Source organism: Acinetobacter cumulans (assembly GCF_003024525.3).
Classification (GTDB): Bacteria; Pseudomonadota; Gammaproteobacteria; order Pseudomonadales; family Moraxellaceae; genus Acinetobacter; species Acinetobacter cumulans.
In genome coordinates, this window is the sequence record NZ_CP035934.2 from 1,514,293 (window position 1) to 1,535,331 (window position 21,039).

Annotated in this window: 20 protein-coding genes; 12 read left to right on the forward strand and 8 right to left on the reverse strand. The window is 38.9% G+C overall.

What is annotated here, in order from left to right; all coding sequences use genetic code 11:
* Positions 1 to 265: 265 nt before the first annotated feature.
* Complete coding sequence (locus tag C9E88_RS07155; RefSeq protein WP_106984877.1) at positions 266 to 2,203, forward strand: HAD-IIIC family phosphatase; 1,938 nt, start codon at positions 266 to 268, stop codon at positions 2,201 to 2,203.
* 165 nt (positions 2,204 to 2,368) lie between these two features.
* Here C9E88_RS07155 and C9E88_RS07160 read toward each other — a convergent pair whose 3' ends face one another.
* Positions 2,369 to 2,791, reverse strand: coding sequence for a glycine zipper domain-containing protein (locus C9E88_RS07160; RefSeq protein WP_106984931.1), 423 nt, complete (start codon positions 2,789 to 2,791; stop codon positions 2,369 to 2,371).
* Positions 2,792 to 3,386: 595 nt separating this feature from the next.
* Between C9E88_RS07160 and prfA the strand changes: the two genes are divergently transcribed.
* Positions 3,387 to 4,475, forward strand: coding sequence for a peptide chain release factor 1 (gene prfA / locus C9E88_RS07165; protein ID WP_106984876.1), 1,089 nt, complete (start codon positions 3,387 to 3,389; stop codon positions 4,473 to 4,475).
* Positions 4,475 to 5,293 (forward strand): peptide chain release factor N(5)-glutamine methyltransferase, encoded by an 819-nt coding sequence (gene prmC, locus C9E88_RS07170; RefSeq protein WP_106984875.1) that lies wholly within the window; start codon positions 4,475 to 4,477, stop codon positions 5,291 to 5,293. Before prfA ends, prmC begins: the two co-directional genes overlap by 1 nt.
* Positions 5,294 to 5,355: 62 nt before the next feature.
* Here prmC and C9E88_RS07175 read toward each other — a convergent pair whose 3' ends face one another.
* From C9E88_RS07175 to C9E88_RS07190, 4 genes are all read right to left on the reverse strand, one after another.
* Positions 5,356 to 6,186, reverse strand: a complete 831-nt coding sequence (locus C9E88_RS07175; RefSeq protein ID WP_106984874.1) for an ABC transporter permease — start codon at positions 6,184 to 6,186, stop codon at positions 5,356 to 5,358.
* A 17-nt stretch (positions 6,187 to 6,203) separates the two neighbouring features.
* Positions 6,204 to 7,160 carry an aliphatic sulfonate ABC transporter substrate-binding protein gene (locus C9E88_RS07180; RefSeq protein ID WP_106984873.1) on the reverse strand — a complete coding sequence of 319 codons (957 nt, stop codon included), beginning with the start codon at positions 7,158 to 7,160 and terminating at the stop codon, positions 6,204 to 6,206.
* A gap of 306 nt (positions 7,161 to 7,466) precedes the next feature.
* Complete coding sequence (locus C9E88_RS07185; RefSeq protein ID WP_106984872.1) at positions 7,467 to 7,820, reverse strand: hypothetical protein; 354 nt, start codon at positions 7,818 to 7,820, stop codon at positions 7,467 to 7,469.
* Between the two features lie 219 nt (positions 7,821 to 8,039).
* Positions 8,040 to 9,080 (reverse strand): AraC family transcriptional regulator, encoded by a 1,041-nt coding sequence (locus C9E88_RS07190; protein ID WP_106984871.1) that lies wholly within the window; start codon positions 9,078 to 9,080, stop codon positions 8,040 to 8,042.
* A 137-nt stretch (positions 9,081 to 9,217) separates the two neighbouring features.
* On the opposite strand from C9E88_RS07190, the gene C9E88_RS07195 reads away from it, so the two are divergent.
* The 3 genes from C9E88_RS07195 to C9E88_RS07205 all read left to right on the forward strand — a co-directional run bounded on the left by C9E88_RS07195 (position 9,218) and on the right by C9E88_RS07205 (position 13,204).
* Positions 9,218 to 9,988, forward strand: a complete 771-nt coding sequence (locus C9E88_RS07195) for a 3-hydroxyacyl-CoA dehydrogenase (protein WP_106984870.1) — start codon at positions 9,218 to 9,220, stop codon at positions 9,986 to 9,988.
* Positions 9,989 to 10,144: 156 nt separating this feature from the next.
* Positions 10,145 to 11,281 carry an acyl-CoA dehydrogenase family protein gene (locus tag C9E88_RS07200; protein WP_106984869.1) on the forward strand — a complete coding sequence of 379 codons (1,137 nt, stop codon included), beginning with the start codon at positions 10,145 to 10,147 and terminating at the stop codon, positions 11,279 to 11,281.
* 267 nt (positions 11,282 to 11,548) lie between these two features.
* On the forward strand, positions 11,549 to 13,204 hold the full coding sequence (locus C9E88_RS07205; RefSeq protein ID WP_106984868.1) for an AMP-binding protein: 1,656 nt from the start codon (positions 11,549 to 11,551) through the stop codon (positions 13,202 to 13,204).
* An 88-nt stretch (positions 13,205 to 13,292) separates the two neighbouring features.
* On the opposite strand, the gene C9E88_RS07210 is transcribed toward C9E88_RS07205, so the two are convergent.
* Entirely contained in the window at positions 13,293 to 14,492 is a 1,200-nt protein-coding gene (locus tag C9E88_RS07210) for a multidrug effflux MFS transporter (RefSeq protein WP_227865895.1), read from the reverse strand.
* 96 nt (positions 14,493 to 14,588) lie between these two features.
* On the opposite strand from C9E88_RS07210, the gene C9E88_RS07215 reads away from it, so the two are divergent.
* From C9E88_RS07215 to C9E88_RS07240, 6 genes are all read left to right on the forward strand, one after another.
* Entirely contained in the window at positions 14,589 to 15,167 is a 579-nt protein-coding gene (locus tag C9E88_RS07215) for a TetR/AcrR family transcriptional regulator (RefSeq protein ID WP_227865896.1), read from the forward strand.
* A gap of 89 nt (positions 15,168 to 15,256) precedes the next feature.
* Positions 15,257 to 15,985 carry a HesA/MoeB/ThiF family protein gene (locus C9E88_RS07220; RefSeq protein WP_106984866.1) on the forward strand — a complete coding sequence of 243 codons (729 nt, stop codon included), beginning with the start codon at positions 15,257 to 15,259 and terminating at the stop codon, positions 15,983 to 15,985.
* 58 nt (positions 15,986 to 16,043) lie between these two features.
* On the forward strand, positions 16,044 to 17,342 hold the full coding sequence (locus C9E88_RS07225) for an ABC1 kinase family protein (protein ID WP_106984865.1): 1,299 nt from the start codon (positions 16,044 to 16,046) through the stop codon (positions 17,340 to 17,342).
* Between the two features lie 87 nt (positions 17,343 to 17,429).
* A complete protein-coding gene (gene folB, locus C9E88_RS07230) occupies positions 17,430 to 17,810 on the forward strand; it encodes a dihydroneopterin aldolase (protein ID WP_106984864.1) in 381 nt (126 codons plus the stop codon).
* Entirely contained in the window at positions 17,767 to 18,204 is a 438-nt protein-coding gene (locus C9E88_RS07235) for a 2-amino-4-hydroxy-6-hydroxymethyldihydropteridine diphosphokinase (RefSeq protein WP_106984863.1), read from the forward strand. Before folB ends, C9E88_RS07235 begins: the two co-directional genes overlap by 44 nt.
* Positions 18,205 to 18,370: 166 nt before the next feature.
* Positions 18,371 to 18,952: a DedA family protein gene (locus C9E88_RS07240; RefSeq protein ID WP_167514212.1), complete on the forward strand. Its 582-nt coding sequence runs from the start codon at positions 18,371 to 18,373 to the stop codon at positions 18,950 to 18,952.
* Positions 18,953 to 19,076: 124 nt separating this feature from the next.
* On the opposite strand, the gene coq7 is transcribed toward C9E88_RS07240, so the two are convergent.
* Entirely contained in the window at positions 19,077 to 19,712 is a 636-nt protein-coding gene (gene coq7, locus C9E88_RS07245; RefSeq protein WP_106984862.1) for a 2-polyprenyl-3-methyl-6-methoxy-1,4-benzoquinone monooxygenase, read from the reverse strand.
* Between the two features lie 3 nt (positions 19,713 to 19,715).
* Positions 19,716 to 21,035, reverse strand: a complete 1,320-nt coding sequence (locus C9E88_RS07250) for an MFS transporter (protein WP_106984861.1) — start codon at positions 21,033 to 21,035, stop codon at positions 19,716 to 19,718.
* Positions 21,036 to 21,039: the final 4 nt, after the last annotated feature.

Below are 21,039 nucleotides of genomic sequence, written 5' to 3' on the forward strand. Positions count from 1 at the left end.
GCTCAGTAGTATTATTTGGTTAATGCTTTGTAATTTTAGATCTTTAATTGCTTCATAATTAATTAAATATTCACAAAACATTGTTTTATATGGTTTTATTTTGGTGTTTGATTGTGTGTAAAAATTATAATCTTAAGAAAGATGAGCCTCCCATAAGCCCGCGTTTAGCTTGGGAAATAGAGATGTTGTTTTTTTGTTTTTTTTTTCTATAATTTAGTTGTAACAGATTTCAAAAATATAATTTTATAAAAGAAAGACATAAGATATGAATGCCAAAGAAAACTTAAATTATGAAACAGTAATTCAGCTTGTAGAAACATTATATGAAACATGTTTAAACAGGAAGCCTGATGATTCAGGAAAAAAACAATATACTGAAATGATATTGAATGCGTCTGATCGTATATCTGTGACAAATCAGATTATTGCATCAATGATGAGTAGTGAAGAAAAATTAAATGCGAATAGAAATGCGCAATTAAATATACGAAATAAGGGAGCTTTTTTTACTAATAAGCTTCTTAAAAATAATATTCAGTTTAAAAATATCGCATTGTTGGGAACATGTGTTTCAGAAAAAATAACAAATTATGGAAATCTTGCTGGTAGAAATATTTCTCATTATTTAATGGGGTCACTTCACTATGATCCAGTTCCTAGAGTTGAAACGAATCAGTTAGATGCAGTAATTGTACATCTCACATTACGGCATTTTTTATGGGATATTTTAGGTGGCTCTGTAGCTGGTGATGTGCTTCATGTACATAGTGATCATCAATTTGCTAAAAATTATGATCAATATTTGGAGCAGTTCAAAAAATATATTGGGGCTAAAATAGATCAAATCAAAAATGAGCTCAAATATGATGGGCCGATATTTTTTCTTTCATTTATAGAACCTCCTTTAAAAGCTCAGGGGGATTTTTTAATAAACCGCTCTAGATCTCTTTATAGATTTGTTCGTGATATAAATGATTATTTAGAGGATATTTTATCAAAAGAAAGTAATGTCTATTATTTTGAAATAAATGACCTTTTGAATTTTGTTGGCGACAGTCTAATAGTTGATAGTGTACAGAGTCATCTTTCACATAGTGGACTTAATGATGGTGAAGATACTCATTTAATGATTGGTTCTATTTTTGAAAGATTAGATAATATGTTGATTCGTATTAAAAATCTTTCTACCATAAAATTAATTATTACAGATTTGGATAATACTTTATGGAGAGGCGTTGCTGCTGAGTTTGAAACGATTATAGCTCATGAATTAACTGAGGGTTGGCCACTGGGTTATGTAGAAGCCTTATTAGAATTCAAACGACGTGGTGGACTTTTAGCAATCTCAAGTAAAAATAATCATGATGAAACTGTAGGTCGGTTTGATCATATTTGGCAAAACACGATTAAAGTACAAGATTTTTGTGCACTTAAAATTAATTGGGATCCAAAATCTAAGAATATTGCAGAAATATTAGAAGAGACTAATCTTCTCCCTGAAAATGTTTTATTTATTGATGATAATCCGCGTGAAATCGAAGAGGTGTTGAGTGTTTTTCCAACAATAAATACATTAAGTGGGGAGCCTCAGATTTGGAAAAATAAAATTTTATACGCACCAGAAATGCAAACTTTGCATATTACAAATGAATCTGCTGCGAGAACTGAGTTGATTCAGGCTAAAATTCAGAGAGATCACTCTGAAAAAACAATGAATCGTGAAGAGTTCTTACTCTCTTTAGAGCTTAAAGTTAATTTTGATATCATTTTGGATCAACAGAATGCCAACTTTATCAGAGCATTTGAACTTATTAATAAAACGAATCAGTTTAATACAACTGGAAAGCGGTGGACTGAGTCAGAGATTATTCAGTTATTAGATAGCAAAAAATTAAAAATTTATACTGCTCAAGTAGAAGATAAATTCAGTAATAACGGTATTGTTGCTGTTGCTTTGGTAGAAGAAGGCACAATTTCTCAAGTTGTAATGTCTTGCCGTGTTTTTGGTTTGGGTGTTGAAACAGCTTTATTGGCATATATTGCTAAAAATGATGTGGTAAAAGAGGCTTTGTACAATGATACAGGGAAAAATAAAGCATCAAGTTTCTATTATGCTGACCATGGCTTTAGTCAAGTAGGAAACGCATATACAGTTTCTGATTTACTTGTGGAGATGCCTCATTGGATTAGTGAGGTTGCTTAATATTATTGCTGTTTTGTTGATACTTGAAGACGATATGAATAGGGGTATTTAGAATAAAAGAGTCTTCTTTAGACATGATGCTCCATTTTTTAGCGTATAGTTTTTTATAATAAAAAACCGCTTAATGTCTGACATTGAGCGGGTTTTAAATTTAGATGTGCCGAATTAACGATGACGACGATGTTTTTTGTATTTACGGCTACTGTTATTGTAATTTTTGTCTTTAGAGATTTTATTCCCTAAAGCCGCACCACCTGCAGCACCAAGGGCAGAACCAACATAACCGCCATTTGTACCCCCCATGCTTTTACCTACGGTATAACCAGCACCGCCACCAATTGCACCGCCAATCGCAGAATCTGTACGATTACGACGATCACTGGCTACAGCTGCACCACCAGCACCACCTAATGCAGCACCAATGGTCGCACCAGTATTGCCGCCCATATTTTTACCAATTGCAGTACCTGCAACGCTACCGAGTGCACTAGCAGCAGCAACGCGAGTGGTGTTGTCAGCGTGGGCGCTAACCGTAAATACTGAAGTGAGTGCTAAAGCACTACTAAGTAAAAGTGTATTCATTTTCATGGTTAACTCCATGTCCAATCGTGTTTGGACTCTTTAATTTCTTTAGATGGGGTAAATGTAACAAAAGAATTCTTTATAAATATGGAGAGCCTTCTCCAAATTAATGTGCTTTGGTGTAAGCAATGTTTTTCTTTGTAACAATTGTGAAAAAATTGCCTTTAATTTCCTCAATTCAAAGCAATGATGAATGAATTAAGTAGAATAATGATTGGCGCTAGTTTTGAAATTTTGTCTAAAACAGCAAAATCATACTTTATTAGGCACAACTGAACGTCCTGAATATGTTCTTATTGAGGGTATTAGTCCTATAAGCACAACAGGATATGTTGTGGCGCTTAAATTTAGCTGAATTTAGGCAGATTAAAAATACGTTTTTGTCGGATTGGCGACATGCATGATATAGCCCATAGAAACAGGCGGAAGATAGAGTGATGTTGTGTCTTATATATAAGTTAAAGACACAAGCAGCTGAATAACAATAAAGATGTCATTTAAAACTGAGAATCTGTAAACTAGGCGCAAAATGAAGATTTGTCTGCTCTAGCCAAATTTTATTTCGCGTATTAGAGCAGGCGTTAAAGAGATATTTTGTAAAATGAAAGAATCACTGCGTTTGCGGTTGGATCAATTATCTGACCGTCACGAAGAATTAAATGCCTTACTCGCAGATGTTGAGGTAATTTCAGATAATAAACGTTTTCGTCAACTTTCACGCGAACATAGTGATTTGAGCGAAATTACTGAAGTATGGCACAAATATACTCAAGCTGAGGCAGATATAGAAACTGCTGAAGCGATGTTGTCTGATCCTGATTTTAAGGAAATGGCTCAGGAAGAAATTAAAGAAAATAAAGCTTTGATTAGCACTTTGGAAGCTGACCTTAACATCTTAATGATTCCTAAAGATCCGAATGATGCGAACTCTGCATATTTGGAAATCCGTGCAGGAACGGGTGGTGATGAAGCTGCGATTTTCTCAGGCGACTTATACCGTATGTATAGCAAATATGCCGAATCTAAAGGTTGGCGTATTGAAGTACTTTCAGAAAATGAAGGCGAGCATGGCGGTTATAAAGAAGTCATTTGCCTTGTAAATGGCGAAGGCGTGTATGGCCGTTTGAAATTTGAAAGCGGTGCGCATCGTGTACAGCGTGTACCAGCGACAGAATCACAGGGTCGTGTGCATACTTCAGCATGTACCGTAGCAATTTTGCCTGAAATAGATGTAGACACCACAGTAGAAATTAACGCATCTGATTTGCGTATTGATACTTATCGTGCGTCAGGTGCGGGTGGTCAGCACATTAACAAAACCGATTCGGCAGTTCGTATTACCCATCTTCCAACAGGAACTGTGGTGGAATGTCAGGATGAGCGTTCACAGCATAAGAACAAAGCCAAAGCGATGGCTTTACTTGCTTCACGTCTGGAAAATGCAAAACGTGCAGCTGCAGATGCGGCAACGTCTGAAATGCGCCGTGACTTGGTTGGCTCGGGCGACCGCTCTGAACGTATCCGTACCTATAACTATCCGCAAGGCCGTATGACCGATCACCGTATTAACTTAACGCTATATAAGTTAGATGCTGTGATGGAAGGCGACTTAACAGAATTGCTGGATAGTTTGCACCGCGAATATCAAGCCGACCAATTGGCAATGTTAGCTCAGCAGAATGGTGGCTAATGAATATTGCACAGGCGTTGGCCTATCGCGGTGAACCTGAAAGCTATGAGCGTCAGGAAAATGCATGGTTACTCGAGCACATTACGAAAATTGATTCTTTTGATTTAATCATGAAGAAGGATCAAGCGTTAACCGCAGAGCAAGAACAAGCTTATCTCGCTGGTTTAGAACGTATTGCAGCGGGTGAGCCATTGGCTTATGTTACGGGTTCACAGCCATTTTGGACTTTAGACTTAAAAGTGACTAAAGACACTTTGGTACCGCGTCCGGATACTGAAGTATTGGTTGAAACCGTGTTGCGTTTAGATTTACCTGAAGATGCGCGTATTGTAGATTTAGGCACAGGAACAGGTGCCGTTGCTTTGTCATTGGCAAGTGAACGGCCTGATTGGTCTGTTACAGCGTCAGACATTTATGAGCCGACACTGGAAGTCGCAGAATACAATGCTAAAGCACATGATTTAGCGCATGTGAAATTTGTATTGGGTTCATGGTTAAAACCATTTGGCCGCGAATTCTTTGATGTGATTGTGTCGAATCCGCCGTATATCGATGCAGACGATGTGCACATGAAAGATCTAGCGACAGAGCCTGAGCGCGCTTTAGTGGCAGATAAGCATGGTCTTGCAGATATCGAGCAAATTATTCAGCAAGGCAAAAAGCATTTAACCGTGAATGGCTGGGTTGCGCTCGAACATGGATATGATCAAGGTGAAGCGGTACGTCATCTATTTTTACAAGCGGGCTATCGTGATGTCCGTACTGTAAAAGATTATGGCGGAAATGACCGTGTGACCTTAGGGCAATGGCAACAGTAATGTAGCTGCGCCAAAAACAAATGATAAAAGCGCATTCAATGCGCTTTTATTTTTAAAGGCGGTTACTGTTTAATAACGTCTCGCCAGCGAAGTAACCAAGTTTCTAGTGCTTGCATGACACGATCGGTTAACTTACCTAAGATTGCCAATAAAATAATCGCTAAAATGACAATATCTGGTCGCGAGGTTTCTCGGCCATCACTAAGTAAATAGCCAATTCCTTGTGTTGCTGCAATTAATTCAGCAGCAATCATAAACATCCAAGATAAACTCAGACCATTACGTAGCCCAGTCAATATGCCTGGGGAGGCTGCTGGTAATATGATTTGCTGTACAAGTTGCCAATATTTTAAACGATAGACTTGAGCGACTTCGATTAATTTACGGTCTACGCCTTTAATTGCTGCTACAGTATTGGTATACACAGGAAAAAATGCACCAATTGCAATTAAAGTAATTTTTGAAGCCTCATCAATACCCAGCCAAAGGAGCAGAAGTGGTATCCATGCTAAACTAGGAATAGACTTAATGGCTGAAAAACTAGGTTCTAAAAAGGCTTCAGCTTGTTTGCTTAGACCAACCCATACCGCAAAAAACAAGGCTAAAAAACTGCCGATTAAAAAGCCAATCAATACACGTAAGCTACTCGCCCAAATATGTTGCCATAAATCTCCAGCTGCCAATTCTGTGAAGCTTTGCCAAAGGCTACTGGGTGCAGGGAGTAAATACGGTTCAATCCAGCCTGCACGAACTAAATATTCACATAATAAAAGAACTAAAACTGGGATCGTGAGTGCTTTTGACCAAGTGCTTAACTTGGGCCTAGATGCTTCGCTTTCAATTTTCGGTTTGAGTGAAGTAGGTGCTTTCGGTGTTGCTTGAGGATGTGTCATAAGTTAAAAAATGCCTTTTACTTCACAGCATTTTGTGCAAATTTTGCATCAAGTAATTGAGTCACTACTTGGTTTACATCCGTGCCTTTTCGTACTAAATCTTCTTCAGTCAAAATATTGCCTGCTTTTTGTAAGGCAGCAATATGTTTTGCAGTTGGAACGTTTTGATCGAAGTTGGTACGGCTAATTTGTAGTTTTGCAACATTTAAAGGAAGCTTAGATTCCTTGGCTAATAGTGCGGCAACTTGATCAGGATGTGCTTTGGCCCATTTTCGTGCTTGTTCATACGCCTTAAGCACCGCGGTCACAGTTTCAGAGTTTTCTTTTGCAAAAGCATCTTTTACGCTTAAAACGCTATAGCTATTGAAGCTTACATTGCGGTAAAGCAGTTTTGCTCCAGACTGTAGTTGAGCTGAAGCCATTAATGGATCAAGTCCAGCCCAAGCATCGACTTGGCCACGCTCTAATGCCGTTTTACCATCTGGGTGTTGTAAATGAACCAGTTGAACATCTCGTTTAGTTAAACCAACTGTTTCTAGCGCTTGTAAGGTAAATAAATAGGGATCAGTACCTTTAGTTGCTGCAATTTTTTTAGCTTTTAAATCTTTTAAACTCTTAATATTTGAGTTTTTAGCAACCAGTAATGCGGTCCATTCAGGTTGGCTTTGAATATACACTGTTTTAATAGGGCTACCGTTGGCCTTGCTTAATACCGCAGCTAAACCTGCAGTAGATGCAAAATCGACACTACCACTATTTAAATACTCTAATGAGCGGTTTGAACCTTGGCTAAATACCCATTTGATTTGGCTTTGAGGGAAGGCTTTTTCTAAAAGTTTTTGATCTTTAACCACTAAACTGGTTGGGGCATAGTAGGCATAATCCAGTTTGATTTCTTTTGGTGGTGCTGCCAAAGTCACTGTGGTTACTAAAGCCGTAGTAGCCAAGATAGCAAGTTGACGAATCGTTTTCATATAACCCCGAAAATGTATAGCGCAAAAATAATTCGTTATAAATACGTGCTGAAGTTAAATAGAGCAAAATAGAAAAAGTGATAACAAAATGAAAAATATAAAAATAGAGTATTTTAAATATTAAGTTATTGAAAAATATTTATTTTAAAAATTTAGTATGTGATTTTGTTTTATATATCAAATAGATCATAAAATTTCAGTTAAATTGATAAGTGTAGTTTAGGGCTGTAAAAAGGTTTTTTATACAAAATAAAGCGGCCATGTCGGCCGCCGTATTTTTAATGATTATTGTACTACTGTGATAGATTACATTGGGTAATCTTGTAGACATTCTGCCACTTCAACTTGGTTGAAAGCATCAGTTTCTACTGCAAGACAATAGGCAACAATTTTAGTAGTTGCTGTAATGTAAGCTTCATCTTTTAAATTGGCACCAGCTTGAACTTCTTGAATGGTTTCCGTTGAAATATCCAAGTGTTGTGCAATTTCAAGTGCCTGCTCATTTAAGAAAAATGTAGAGACAATATTGGCTAAATCAATATCAGAAATCTTAAGTAGTTCCTGATGAAACTGAGCTTCAGTCTGTTCAGTTGCTTGAAAAATTGATTCAGAGAAATTTTGTACCAAGCTTTGCTCGAGTACGTCTATCATCTTAAGCATGTGGGAGCCTTCGAGGTGATGAGATCAGGGAGTGAGATACAGCCAAAATAACAATAAGCAAAATGCTTTAAATTGAGTGAAAAATAACCTATTTAAAGGGGGTTGGCAATCTTCTAGCGATGAACGTACAGTCGTATTTGTGTTTTTTAATAAACTATTGATAAATTTGTAAATTTTTCAATTAATCTAAAATTAAGCTTATTTGAGTGATTTTAAATATTAGACTTCTGAAATTTCATTCTGTTGTTTTTGGCGGTACATTCCTGGGTTGACGCCTGTCCATTTTTTAAAGGCACGGTGAAATGCACTTGCATCATGGAAGTTCAGTTGTTCACTAATATCTTGCAAGGTTAAATGGCTTTGTGCGAGCAAATCAATGGCAAGGTCACGTCGTATGTCATTTTTGAGTTGTTGAAAATTAATGCCTTCTTGCTTAAGTCTACGTTGCATCGTGGCTTCCGACATATTAAAAAGGGGCGCTAGTTCGGTCAGTTCTTTCCAATCAGCCGTTGCGGTTTGCATAAAGTGTTTACGAATTTGATGGCCCAATGCATTGGGGTTTTTATAACGCACCAATAAGTTATATGGTGTATGCAGAATAAATTGATGCCAAGTTTTTTGGTCTTGCTTAATGGCTAAGTTTAAGTAGTTGGCATCAAACTGAATATAGTTTTCGTCGGCAGCATATTGAATATCATCACAAAATCGAACTTTATAGTCGTGATCATCGCTCGGCGCAGTGCAACGTAGCTGAATTCGATTCAAAACAATACGTTGTCCACATAACCAGCACATCAGGCCATGAATTAACATTAAATACGTAGCATAACTGAACATGCGTTTGGGCAAGGTATTTTCTTGAATCACAATATATACATAGTGTTCTTCCACAAAAAACTTACTTTTAAAATCATCTAAAATAAGATTTAAAAATTGAAGAATTTGCGTTAGAGCTTGTTTTAAATCAGTGCTTTGCGTAACTGATTTGGATAAGAATGTATAACTGCCTCGGCGCATGGGATGCGAGTCCATCCCAAAAAACTCATCATTCATTGCATCGGCAAGTACAATCCAAAGCTGTGCATATTGGCTTACCGACACACGAGTTTTATCCGAATGCAGCAGTTCAGGTGCAATACCCGCTTTTTGCAGTAAAGCAAAAGTGTCATAGCCTTGTTGTTTTGCATGAAGGAGTGCTTCATGTACAAGGCTAATTGAAATTGTCCCTTTGAAATAGTCGTGATCCAATCTAAATTCCATGATTGAGCTGAAGTATATTTTCTATTGTTCAAATACATCACGCGCGATGCAGTATTTGGAAATTGTACTCAATTTATTCTGTGATTACTCTGTGTCTTAAGTCGAATTTTAAAACATGTTGTTTAGGATAAAAGAAAATGAAAATCCAAGGAAAAGTGTTTGTAGTTACAGGTGGTGCGTCTGGTTTAGGGGCGGCTACAGCTACTTATTTGGTTGGGCAAGGCGCAAAAGTCATTATGGTCGATATGAACCAAGACTTAGGTGAAAGCTTACAACATCGCCTAGGTGAGCATGCTGAATTTGTCATGTTAGATGTAACTAGCGAAGCTGCAACAGAAGCTTTTTTTCAACATGTTGAGAATAAATATGGTCAATTAAATGGTTTGGTCAATTGTGCGGGGATCGCACCTTCTGCAAAAGTATTGGGTCGCGATGGTTTGCATGACTTGGCAATGTTCCAAAAAGTATTGAATATCAATGTGTCTGGTACATTTAATATGATTCGTTTTGGCGCGCGCTTAATAGCTAAATATGAATTAAAAGCGGGTGAAGAAGAGCGTGGTGTGATTGTGAATACAGCCTCTGTGGCAGCTTATGATGGTCAGATTGGGCAATCTGCCTATGCAGCTTCAAAAGGTGCAGTTGTCGCAATGACTTTACCCTTAGCTCGTGAGTTGGCTCGCGAAGCGATTCGAGTAATGACCATTGCGCCAGGGATTATGGAAACGCCTATGCTTAAAGGCCTACCGCAAAATGTACAGGATGCTTTAGGGCAAATGGTGCCATTTCCACCGCGTTTAGCAAAACCAGAAGAATTTGCGCACTTGGTAGGGCATATTTTTGAAAATGGCTACCTAAACGGCGAAGTGATTCGTTTGGATGGTGCAATTCGTATGCAACCTAAATAATTCATTTTAAGGAAAAACTTCTTGTTTCCTTTTGATGGGTGAGCAACGAAACTTAATTTATTGCTGGCTAAATGGGATGTTTGGCCAGCAGGTGGCGCAACCGCCACTGCAATGTATTTGATAGTGAAAATAATTAAATTTTAAAAGGATGTAAGCATGATTTTGAATGATGAACAAAAAATGGTTCAGGAAATGATGCGTGATTATTCACAAAATAAACTGAAACCTACTGCTACAGAACGCGATAAAACTTCGCGCTTTCCAGCGCAAGAATTAAAAGAATTGGGCGCCTTAGGTGCTTTAGGTATGACTGTGTCTGAGCAATGGGGTGGTGCAGGCATGGACTATGTGTCTTTGGTTGTGGCTATTGAAGAAATTGCCGCAGGTGATGGCGCAATTTCGACCATTGTAAGCGTACAAAACTCTTTGCCATGTGGAATTACCCAGCGTTATGGAACAGAGCAACAGAAGCAGCAATACTTAAGCAAATTAGCGACTGGAGAAATGTTAGGCTGCTTCTGCTTAACAGAGCCACAAGCTGGTTCAGATGCCAGTGCATTGATGTGTCAGGCTGTACGTGATGGTGATGAGTGGGTTATCAATGGTACCAAGCAATTTATCACCACCGGTAAATATGCTGATGTCGCATTGGTGTTTGCAGTGACAGATAAAGCAGCTGGCAAAAAAGGGATTTCATGCTTTTTAGTACCAACAAGTACTGAAGGTTATATCGTATCGTGTTTAGAAGAAAAAATGGGCCAACATTGCTCAGATACTGCAACGATTATATTTGATAACTGTCGTATACCTGCTGATCATTTATTGGGTAAAGAAGGTGATGGCTACAAAATTGCTTTATCCAATTTAGAATCGGGCCGTATTGGTATTGCAGCCCAGTGTATTGGTATGGCGCGGGCGGCTTTGGATGCAGCCATTGAATATGCCAATGAGCGTCAAGCATTTGGTGTCAATATTGTAGAGCATCAAGCGGTGGCATTTCGTTTGGCCGACATGGCCACACAGATTGAAGCCGCACGTCAGTTGATTTTTCATGCGGCCACTTTAAAAGATGCCAACTTAGCCTGCTTAAAAGAAGCGTCTATGGCGAAGCTATTTGCCTCAACTATGGCAGAGCGGGTGTGTTCAGATGCAATTCAAATTCATGGCGGCTATGGCTATGTTTCGGATTTTCCTGTTGAACGAATTTATAGAGATGTGCGTGTCAGCCAAATTTACGAAGGCGCATCCGATATTCAGCGCCTCGTAATTGCGCGTGAAGTTGCCAAGTCATAAACATGCAGAGTCATAAGCATGAAGGCCGAAGTCATTAGACTTTGGTCGATGTTCAAAGCCTGCAATACAGATGAGGTTTATGGAAATTGCAGGCCATCTTTAAACGTGTTTTTCTAATTATATAAAAAAGGCGTGAGTTTAACTTAGGCCAAATTGAAGTACGGGATGTACAGCGCCACACAGCAAGATGTGTGTAAGCAATATAACAATGCTGAAGTGACATAGAGCAGATGCCAAGTCCTCAGCCCACATGATATAGGGAATACCATGAAAACACTTGAACAAGCATATCTCGATTTTGATTTTGAAAAATTAATTACAATGCAATTACAAGGTCATTCTAAGGAAGTAAATGCCTATGTGGAATGTTGCCAGCGGTACGTTGGACAGCACAAAACAGCGTTTATTTGGGAAGGTAAGAATGGCGAATCGGCAACATGGACTTTTGAACAACTAGATGAAGCCTCAGGCAAGCTTGCAAATTATTTTAAAGGTTTAGGTATTCAAAAAGGAGATTGCATCGCGGGCTTATTGCCACGTACAGCAGAATTACTCATAACTGTATTGGCTACATGGCGTATTGGAGCAATTTATCAACCCTTATTTACTGCGTTTGAATCTAAAGCAATTGAGCACCGTATTGAAGTTGCACAGACTAAACTGATTGTGACCAATACAGAGCAACGTGCAAAATTAAACAACCTTAAAGTGCAGCATATTTTAACGGTTGGGCAAGTCGATGTAATGCCTAACTCGATAGCTACTGAGGCGGATTTTTGGACAGTGATGGCCCAGCAATCTGTACACTGTGATGCAGAAATGCAAAGCTTTGATGACTATTTTTTAATGATGTTTACCTCAGGTACGACAGGTTTGGCGAAATCTGTACCTGTACCTTTAAAGGCAATGTTAGCTTTTAAAGGTTATATGACCCATGCTGTCGATTTACGTGAAGAAGATTCATTTTGGAACTTAGCTGACCCAGGTTGGGCTTATGGTTTGTACTATGGTATTACAGGGCCATTAAGCTTAGGTCATAGCATTATTATGGATGAGCGTGCATTTAGTGTAGATAACGCATTGCAAATTATTCAAAAATATAAAGTGAGTAACTTAACAGGATCGCCAACAGCATTTCGTTTGTTTTTTGGCTTTAAAGAAAAGTTTGATGAGTCAATTAAAACCCATTTGCGTGTGGTGAGTAGCGCGGGTGAGCCACTTACACCTGAAGTTATTCATTGGTTTAACCATGATCTAAATGTCAATATTTACGATCAATATGGTCAGACTGAATTGGGTATGGTAATTGCCAACCATCATGCCTTAGCGCATGAAAAGAAAGTAGGTTCTGCTGGGTATGCAATTCCTGGGCATCGTTTTGCTGTATTAGATAGTAATAACCAAGAAGTAGTAGCAGGCGGTATTGGTACCTTGGCCATTGATTGCTCACAGTCACCTTTGTTTTGGTTTAATGGCTATGGGGGCAATAATCGTAAATCATTTGTCGGGCACTATTATTTAACAGGTGATACTGTACGTTTAAACGAACATTTGGGCATCGATTTTATTGGTCGTGCTGACGATGTCATTACAACGTCAGGCTATCGCGTGGGTCCTTTTGATGTGGAAAGTACTTTGCTTGAGTGTGAAGAGGTTCTAGAGTCAGCAGTTATTGGTAAGCCAGACCCTGAGCGTACTGAGATTGTGAAAGCTTTTGTGGTGCTTAAAACACAATATGCTGTTACGGCAGAACTCATGAAAAAACTACAAGAATATGTACGTTCACGGTTATCAAAACATGCATATCCAAAAGAAATTGAATTTGTAGACAGCTTACCTAAAACATCAAGTGGTAAAATTCAGCGTAATTTGCTCAAGCAACAAGAAATTGCAAAATTAGAGCAGTTAGCCAAAGTGGGTTGAATAATTTAATTTATCTAAATATAAGGCGGTCAAATGACCGCCTTTATTGTTGATGTAATTTGTTATTTTTTAATATGTCGCATCTTTTTTAATGGTTGGCCATCGGGAGATGCTTTGGAAAAAACACGAAGCAAGTGATGGTGGCAAGCAATGCACAGGTGGCCATAATACTAATTAAGCCTATAGCGCCTACAGCTGAAGTACTTCCCGTAATTGCGGTAATGATTGCACCAAAGCCAAATTGCAGTGCACCCAATAAAGCTGAAGCTGTGCCTGCATTTTGGTGTTGAAAAGTTAATGCCAATTGTGTTCCTGTTGGCATAATAAAACCAAGAAAGGCAATAGCTATAAAGATAATAATACAAAATAGAATTAACTGATTTATACCAAAAACAAGACAACAGAAAAGCATAGCCATGACGATGAGTAAGGCAAATGTTGTAAATTTATAGGCGTTGAGGAGCCCAAACTTTTCATGCATTTTTGGCGTTAAAATGGCCGTAATAATTAAGCCAAAAGCATTAAAGGCAAATAGTAGGCTAAATTGGGTAGAACTCAGCTGATATTGAGAAATAAGGACACTTGCTGAGCCTGCAATGTAGGCAAAGAAAGCAGCCTGTGCAATACATAAGCTCAGTGCATAAATAATAAATTTACGGTCTGTAATGATGCGACCATACAGTTTAAATGTCTGTGAGAGCTTAAATTGTTGACGTAGCTTGATATCACGTGTTTCTGGTAGGTAAAGCGCGACAGCACTCATCACCACAATGCCATATACGGCAAGAAATGCAAAAATATTGCGCCAAGAGCCCAAGGTTTGTAGGCCATTGCCGATCAGTGGTGCAACTACGGGTGATAAACCTAGAATTGCCAATACCATAGACATCATTTTACCCATGGCAGGGCCTTGATATTGGTCTTTAATCATCGCAAAAGCGATCACCATTCCAATAGACCCTCCAAGGCCTTGTACAAAACGAATGATTTGGAGTTGCATGACATTTGTTGCAAAAGCGCAGCTGATTGATGCGATTATAAAAATACTCAGCCCTAAATAGATCAGTGGCTTACGACCAAATTTATCTGAAAGTGGGCCATAGACCAATTGCCCAAGCATTAAACCCACAAAGAATGTCATTAAACTGAATTGTACTGCACCTTCGCTATTGCCTAGTGCCTCGGCCATTGCAGGTATGCTAGGCAAATACATATCAATGCCAATGGGGCCAAGTGTTGCAAGCAATGCAATAAGTATTGGCATTGCGCGATTGGGGGATGCTGTCATAATAAATCTGAATTGTTTAAATGGCGCACATTATGAAACTCACTGGTTTCCTAAGTCAAGGAAGAGTACATGGCTAAATTGGGTAGACCTTTGGCAATGACAGTAGAGCAACGCTGTAAAGAAATTTTTGCAGTTGCAGAACAGCTATTTGGTAATTATGGTTTTGAAAATGTCACGATGGCTCAAATTGCCAGTGAAGCAGGAATGTCTAAAAAAACGTTATATGCATATTTTGCAGATAAACGCGCCTTATTGAACTCATTGGTTGAGTCTTCTTATATTTGGCCTGAAGAAGCTTTTTCAGATTCTCCTTTGAATGCTGTAGACAGGTTAAAACAACACATGAAAATGATAGCTGAGCACGTACTTTCTGAGCGTCATATAAAATTATGTCGTCTATCCATTGCGGAACACGCGGATATGGACGGTATGACACATACGTTTTATGAAATGGGGATTGCATCGAGTCGTAATCACCTCATTGTAGCTATTGAGCGTATTTTGCCCTCAGACTGGCGTTTAGCGTTAACTGCAGAGGTTTTGGCAGACATGCTTTTTGGTGCTTCAATTACTAAACCTTTCATTGATGCTTTATTCATCAACAAAGAAGCAAATTTAAAGGAAATTCATCAAAGAATTGACAATACTATCGATGCAATGCTGATAATAGCTTGAATATCGATACCATAATTGTTTAAACGGATATTGAAATCGTGAATCAGTCATCGGACTTGGACTTGGACTTAGAACTTAGCGAAGCAGAAATGCACCTGTATAGTCGTCAAATACTCTTAGAGGGATGGGATCTTGAAGCACAAGAAAAGCTCAAACTTTCTAATGTGTTGATTGTAGGCTGTGGGGGGATTGGTTGTGCATTGGCTGAGTTATTGGCACGCGCAGGTGTGGGAAAAATTAGCTTAATTGATGCAGATAGCATTGAAGTGAGTAATTTGCAGCGCCAAATGGCTTTTGGACCTGCAGATATTGGTTTTTATAAAACAGATATATTGGCAAAGCGTTTAACACAAATTAACCCACATATTCAGGTGCACAGTATTGTCGCTAAGTTGGATAAAACCAATGCAGATTGCCTAATAGCATCGCAAGATTTGGTGCTCGATGGCTGTGATAATTTCACAACACGTTATTTGGTGAATCAAATTTGTCAGCAACACGGTGTGCCATTAATTAGTGCTTCAGCAATTGGCTTTCAGGGGCAATTGTTTATGGTTGAAGGCGATTCGGCTTGTTATGAATGTCTGTTTCCAAAAGAAGAACAGCAAAATGAAAGCCTACGCTGTGCGGACTCAGGTGTACTCGCGACCACGCCGAATGTGATGGCCAGCTTACAGGCGCATCATGCGTTATTATATTTGGGTTTAAACCTTAGGCCACTGAAGCAAAAGCTTTTATTGTGGAATGGTTTAAATATGACGCAGCGAATTTTAAATTTTATGCATGATGAAAATTGTGCAAGCTGTCAGGCAAGATAATCCTGCAAGGGCATAAAATTTTGCTACACTCACTACACTTTATTTTTCCTCAGACATTATGAAAAACAATATTTGGCTTGATGGATTACGTTCTGTTGCCCGTATGGGTGAAACAGCTGTGGTGGCAGCCAAGGCTGGCATTAAATACGCCACAGAAAAACCAAGCAATGCAAAACTCATGCGTGAAACTTTTGAATCGCTCGGTTCTACATATATTAAATTAGGGCAGTTTATTGCCAGTACGCCTTCGCTATTTCCACGTGAATATGTGGAAGAGTTTCAAGGTTGTCTAGATCAGACACCAAGCTTGCCGTTTAGCTATGTACAGCAGGTATTGGCTTCGGAGTTTGCAGGCCGTAATTTAGATGAAATATTTGCATCTATTGATGAAAAACCACTTGCGTCCGCATCTATTGCACAGGTACATGCAGCCACTTTAGTGAGTGGTGAAAATGTCGTAATTAAAGTACAAAAGCCAGGTGTAGAAACCATTTTATACACTGACTTAAATGTCTTGCATTGGGCGACTAAATTACTTGAAAAAGCTGTACCTAAAGTTAAATTTGCGTCTTTAGCAGATATTGTTGAAGAAATAAAAACACGTATGGTGCGTGAAGTTGATTTTATTGAAGAAGCACAAAATTTAGATGATTTTGTGAATTATTTAAATATTACCAATAACCAAGCAGCAACAGCACCTAAGGTTTATCATCAATATTCAACTCGTCGTGTGCTGACTATGCAACGCTTGTATGGTGTACCTTTGACTGATTTTGATATGGTTAAAAAAGTTGCAAAAGACCCATCACAAGTTTTAATTACTGCCATGAATACATGGTTTGGTAGTCTGATGATGTGTAATAGCTTCCATGCGGACTTGCATGCGGGCAATCTTATGTTCTTAGAAGATGGTCGTGTCGGCTTTATCGATTTTGGTATTGTGGGTCAGTTAAAGCCAGAAGTATGGACTGCCTGTATTGCATTTATGGATGCATTGCAAAAGACCGACTATGCTTTAATGGCTGAAAATATGCTGAAAATGGGCATGACGGATCATAAAATTGATACCAAAGTTTTGGCTGATGATTTAGAGCGTCTGTTTAGTGGTGTATTGCTGGCAGATCCGCAAGAATTGCTCACATCAAATCCTTCGGATATTAATGACATTATGATGGATATGGTGGGTGTAGGCGAACGTCATGGCATCCGTTTCCCACGAGATTTTGCCTTGTTATTTAAGCAAATGCTGTACTTTGATCGTTTTATGCGTATTCTAGCGCCGTATACAGATATTTATGCTGACCAGCGCTTACAGATGGTACAAAGTATAGACCCTAATCTGTTGCTAAAGCACTAAGCTTTAATGCGCTTACAGTCTTTATTACTTTGACACACTTTTTTAAATCCCCCTTATATAAGGGGGACTTTTGTATTTGAGAGATTTATGGACGCGATTATTATTGAAGGCTTAAAGGTAGAGACAGTGGTGGGCTGTTTCAATTGGGAGCGTCAAATTATTCAGCCTTTAATGCTCGATTTGCAGATTAATACCAGTTTAGAGCAGGCATCTAATTCTGATGAGTTAGACGATACGCTCAATTATGCGGAAATTTGTGAAATTTCGGCAAAAGTGATTCAAGAAGCGCAACCTAAATTGATCGAACATGCAGCAAAACTGGTTTTGAATGCACTTTTTACTACCTTTCCTGTAGTGGAATCTATTATGATTACCATCCGTAAGCCTGCCATTATCCCGCAAGCAAATTCTGTAGGAATTCGTCTTGAACGTCACCGAAACGATATTCGCCTTAGCACTGGCGAGTAATTGCAATCCAAAACAGCATTTTCAACAAGCAATTGCACAACTCGCTCAATTCGGTAATTTAAGCTTTTCCAGTATTTATTTAATTCCGTGCCGAGATGCGATTGGCGCGGATTATTGGAATGCTGCGTGTTTATTGAAAAGTCATTTATCCGTAACGGATTTAGTCCTGCAATTAAAACGTATGGAAACCGATTCAGGGCGTATTCGACCTTCACATCAAATTACTTTAGATATCGATTTAATCGCATGGGGTAGTTGTTTGTCCAATATGCAGTTTAATGCCAAAAAATTACCTTTGGCATTGGATGTGAAAATTCCTATGTATGAGATTTGGTCAGATGCAGCTTTTGTACATGAGAAACATCACTTTCCTGTGGTCTCATGTCATGCATAGACTTGAGTTTCTATAATTTTATGTATTCAAATGTTGAGCACTTAGCGTTTGATTTGGGTGCTAGGTTGTGTTATCGCATAGCAGATCATTTGAGTCTGTAAAACAGCAGTCATGCTAGATTCAGTGCTAAGATAGAAAAAATAATCATCATCAAGTTGTTGGCTGTATGAATTGGACTGAGCTCATTCAGCATTATGGCTATTGGGCCATATTTGCAGGAACTTTGTTTGAAGGCGAAACAGTACTTATGCTGGGTGCTTATGCAGTGCATCAGCATTTACTCAATTTTTGGCTATTACTTTCGGTTGCTATGCTTGGAAGCTTTATTGGTGATCAATTTTATTATCAATTGGGCGCACGCTATGGGCAAAAAATGCTTGAATCTCAGCCAGAGTTTGCCAAAAAATTTCAACGTGCCAGCCAATTTATCGATCGTTATCCAATTTTAACTATTCTGGGTATGTGCTTTGCGTGGGGACTTAGAACAGTATTGCCGATCGCCGTAGGCATAAAAGTTTATCCAATTTGGAAATATGTACTCATTAACATTGTGGCCTGCTTCATTTGGGCATGGGTAGTGATTAGTGCTGGAGTACACATCACGCATGCCTTACATGTATTTTGGCAGTACATATTGCCTTATGACGATAAGCTTTATACGATTGTTGCTGTGATTGCTTGTATTGGGCTTGCGCGGTTGGTGTATGGCTATCGAAAAAAAGTAGCTGAGCAAAGCTCTAAACATTAATAAAAGATAAACGCCGCTATGCATCGCTAATTAATAATGAAAAGCTATATGCTCAATTTAAAATACTAGTTTCTAAAATTTAAAAAGCCCGCAGATTAGCGGGCTTTTACATCTTATGTATGGCTTAAATAAAATAACTGGTTTTGGTCATGAGCTTTGAAATGGCTGTCATGGTGATTTTAACAGGTGCTGGAAGGTCAACACCGCCTGCATTAAGCGCCGTATCGCGATGCTGCAACTCATCAATGTTCATTTGATTTAAAATTTGATATGAGCGCTGATCTTGTACAGGTAGCTGACTCATGTGGTGTTCTAAATGCATGCTCACTTGACGTTCTGTTTCAGCGACAAAGCCCAAGCTATATTTATCGCCCGCAATACCTGCTAAAGCACCCATACCAAAAGACAGACCATACCATACAGGGTTTAGTAAGCTGGTATGGCTATCCAGTTCTTTGAGTCGATCTTCACACCATGCTAAATGATCTTGCTCTTCAATGGCTGCTTGTTGCATTTCACGACGTACATTGGGTAACTTTGCAGTGAGCGCTTGGCCATGATAAAGCGCTTGTGCGCATACTTCGCCACTATGGTTGACACGCATTAAGCCTGCAACATGGCGAGCTTCACTTACAGCCAACTGTGTGTTGGTTCCATTGGCAGGGTTCTCACGTTGCGCAGAAGTGCTTCCAGGAACTAAACTGCGTAGCGCTTGGTCAAAAGAATGGATGAATTTGTCTAGACCGGTGTATTGACGCATGAATTAATCCTCCAACGAGACGTGTGCAGTTTTAAGCATAGGTTTTAAACGCAGGAGGAGCCAAATAGAGAAAATAGCACTCAACACTGCGGTTATGCAGAAAAGTATTTTAATATCAATCTTCAATATACTTAAGATGATAATTGAAAATATAGCAGAAGATACCATGAAAACAGCATTTAATATGTTGTTTGCCGCTACGATGCGCGCACGATGTGAGCGAGGTGAATAGGCTTGCATCATGGCATAGAGTGGCACAATATAAAAACCACCACTAATACCAAGTAAAGTCACTGCAAACATCACATTATAATAACTCCAGCCCCCTTGGAATACATCACTGAGGCTGAGTAGCGCACCAGTACGCTCTGGTACAAAAGTAAGGCTGGCTGCTAAATATAAAGCGAATACTGTAAGACCAATGGCACCTAATGGGACCATTTTAATATTGACTTCAGTACCCCCAATTTTACGACACAATAATGAGCCTACACCAATACCAACAGAAAAGAAGGTCAGTAATAAACTTACGACATTTTCAGATGCATGTAAATTTTGCTGCGTCAGCTGTGGAATTTGGGTGAGGTAGGTTGCACCATAAAACCAATACCATGAGTTGCCTAATAAAATCGTAAAAATTAAAGGCAGGCTTTTGGCATAGCGCAAGGTTTGACCACTGGTACGAAAGAAATTCCAGTCAATGTCTATATTGGGTGAGGTGACTTGCTGTTTTAAAATAAAGCGACTTAATAAATAGCCTAAGCAAGCAATTGTGATTACCGTGAGGCTAATCCATAGCAAATTGTCTTGCGATAGGGAAATCACCGCACCACCCAAAATCATCCCGATCAAGATGGCCATAGATGTGCCTGATTGGAATAGCGCATTACCTGACATGAGTTCTTGTGGTTTAAGTATTTCAGGCAAAATAGCGTATTTGATGGGCCCAAAGAAGGTGGAATGTGTGCCCATTAAAAACAGTGCACACAATAATAGCCATAAATTGCCTAATAAGAAGCCTGCAGTCCCCAAGAGCATAATCAAAATTTCAGCAATTTTAAGCATTCGAACAAGCTGTGAACGCTCGTACTTATCTGCAAGCTGTCCAGCCGTCGCAGAGAAGATGAAGTAGGGTAAAATAAACAGTAAGGCTGCTAAGTTATTTAAAGTACTAATACTTGCTGTTTGTTGTTGAATCCATCCATACGTGATAACGAGAAGTAAGGCTTGCTTATAAACATTATCATTTAATGCCCCAAAAAATTGGGTGAGAAACATGGGTAGGAAACGACGGCTACTGAGTAAATGTTCACTGTTCTTCATATGA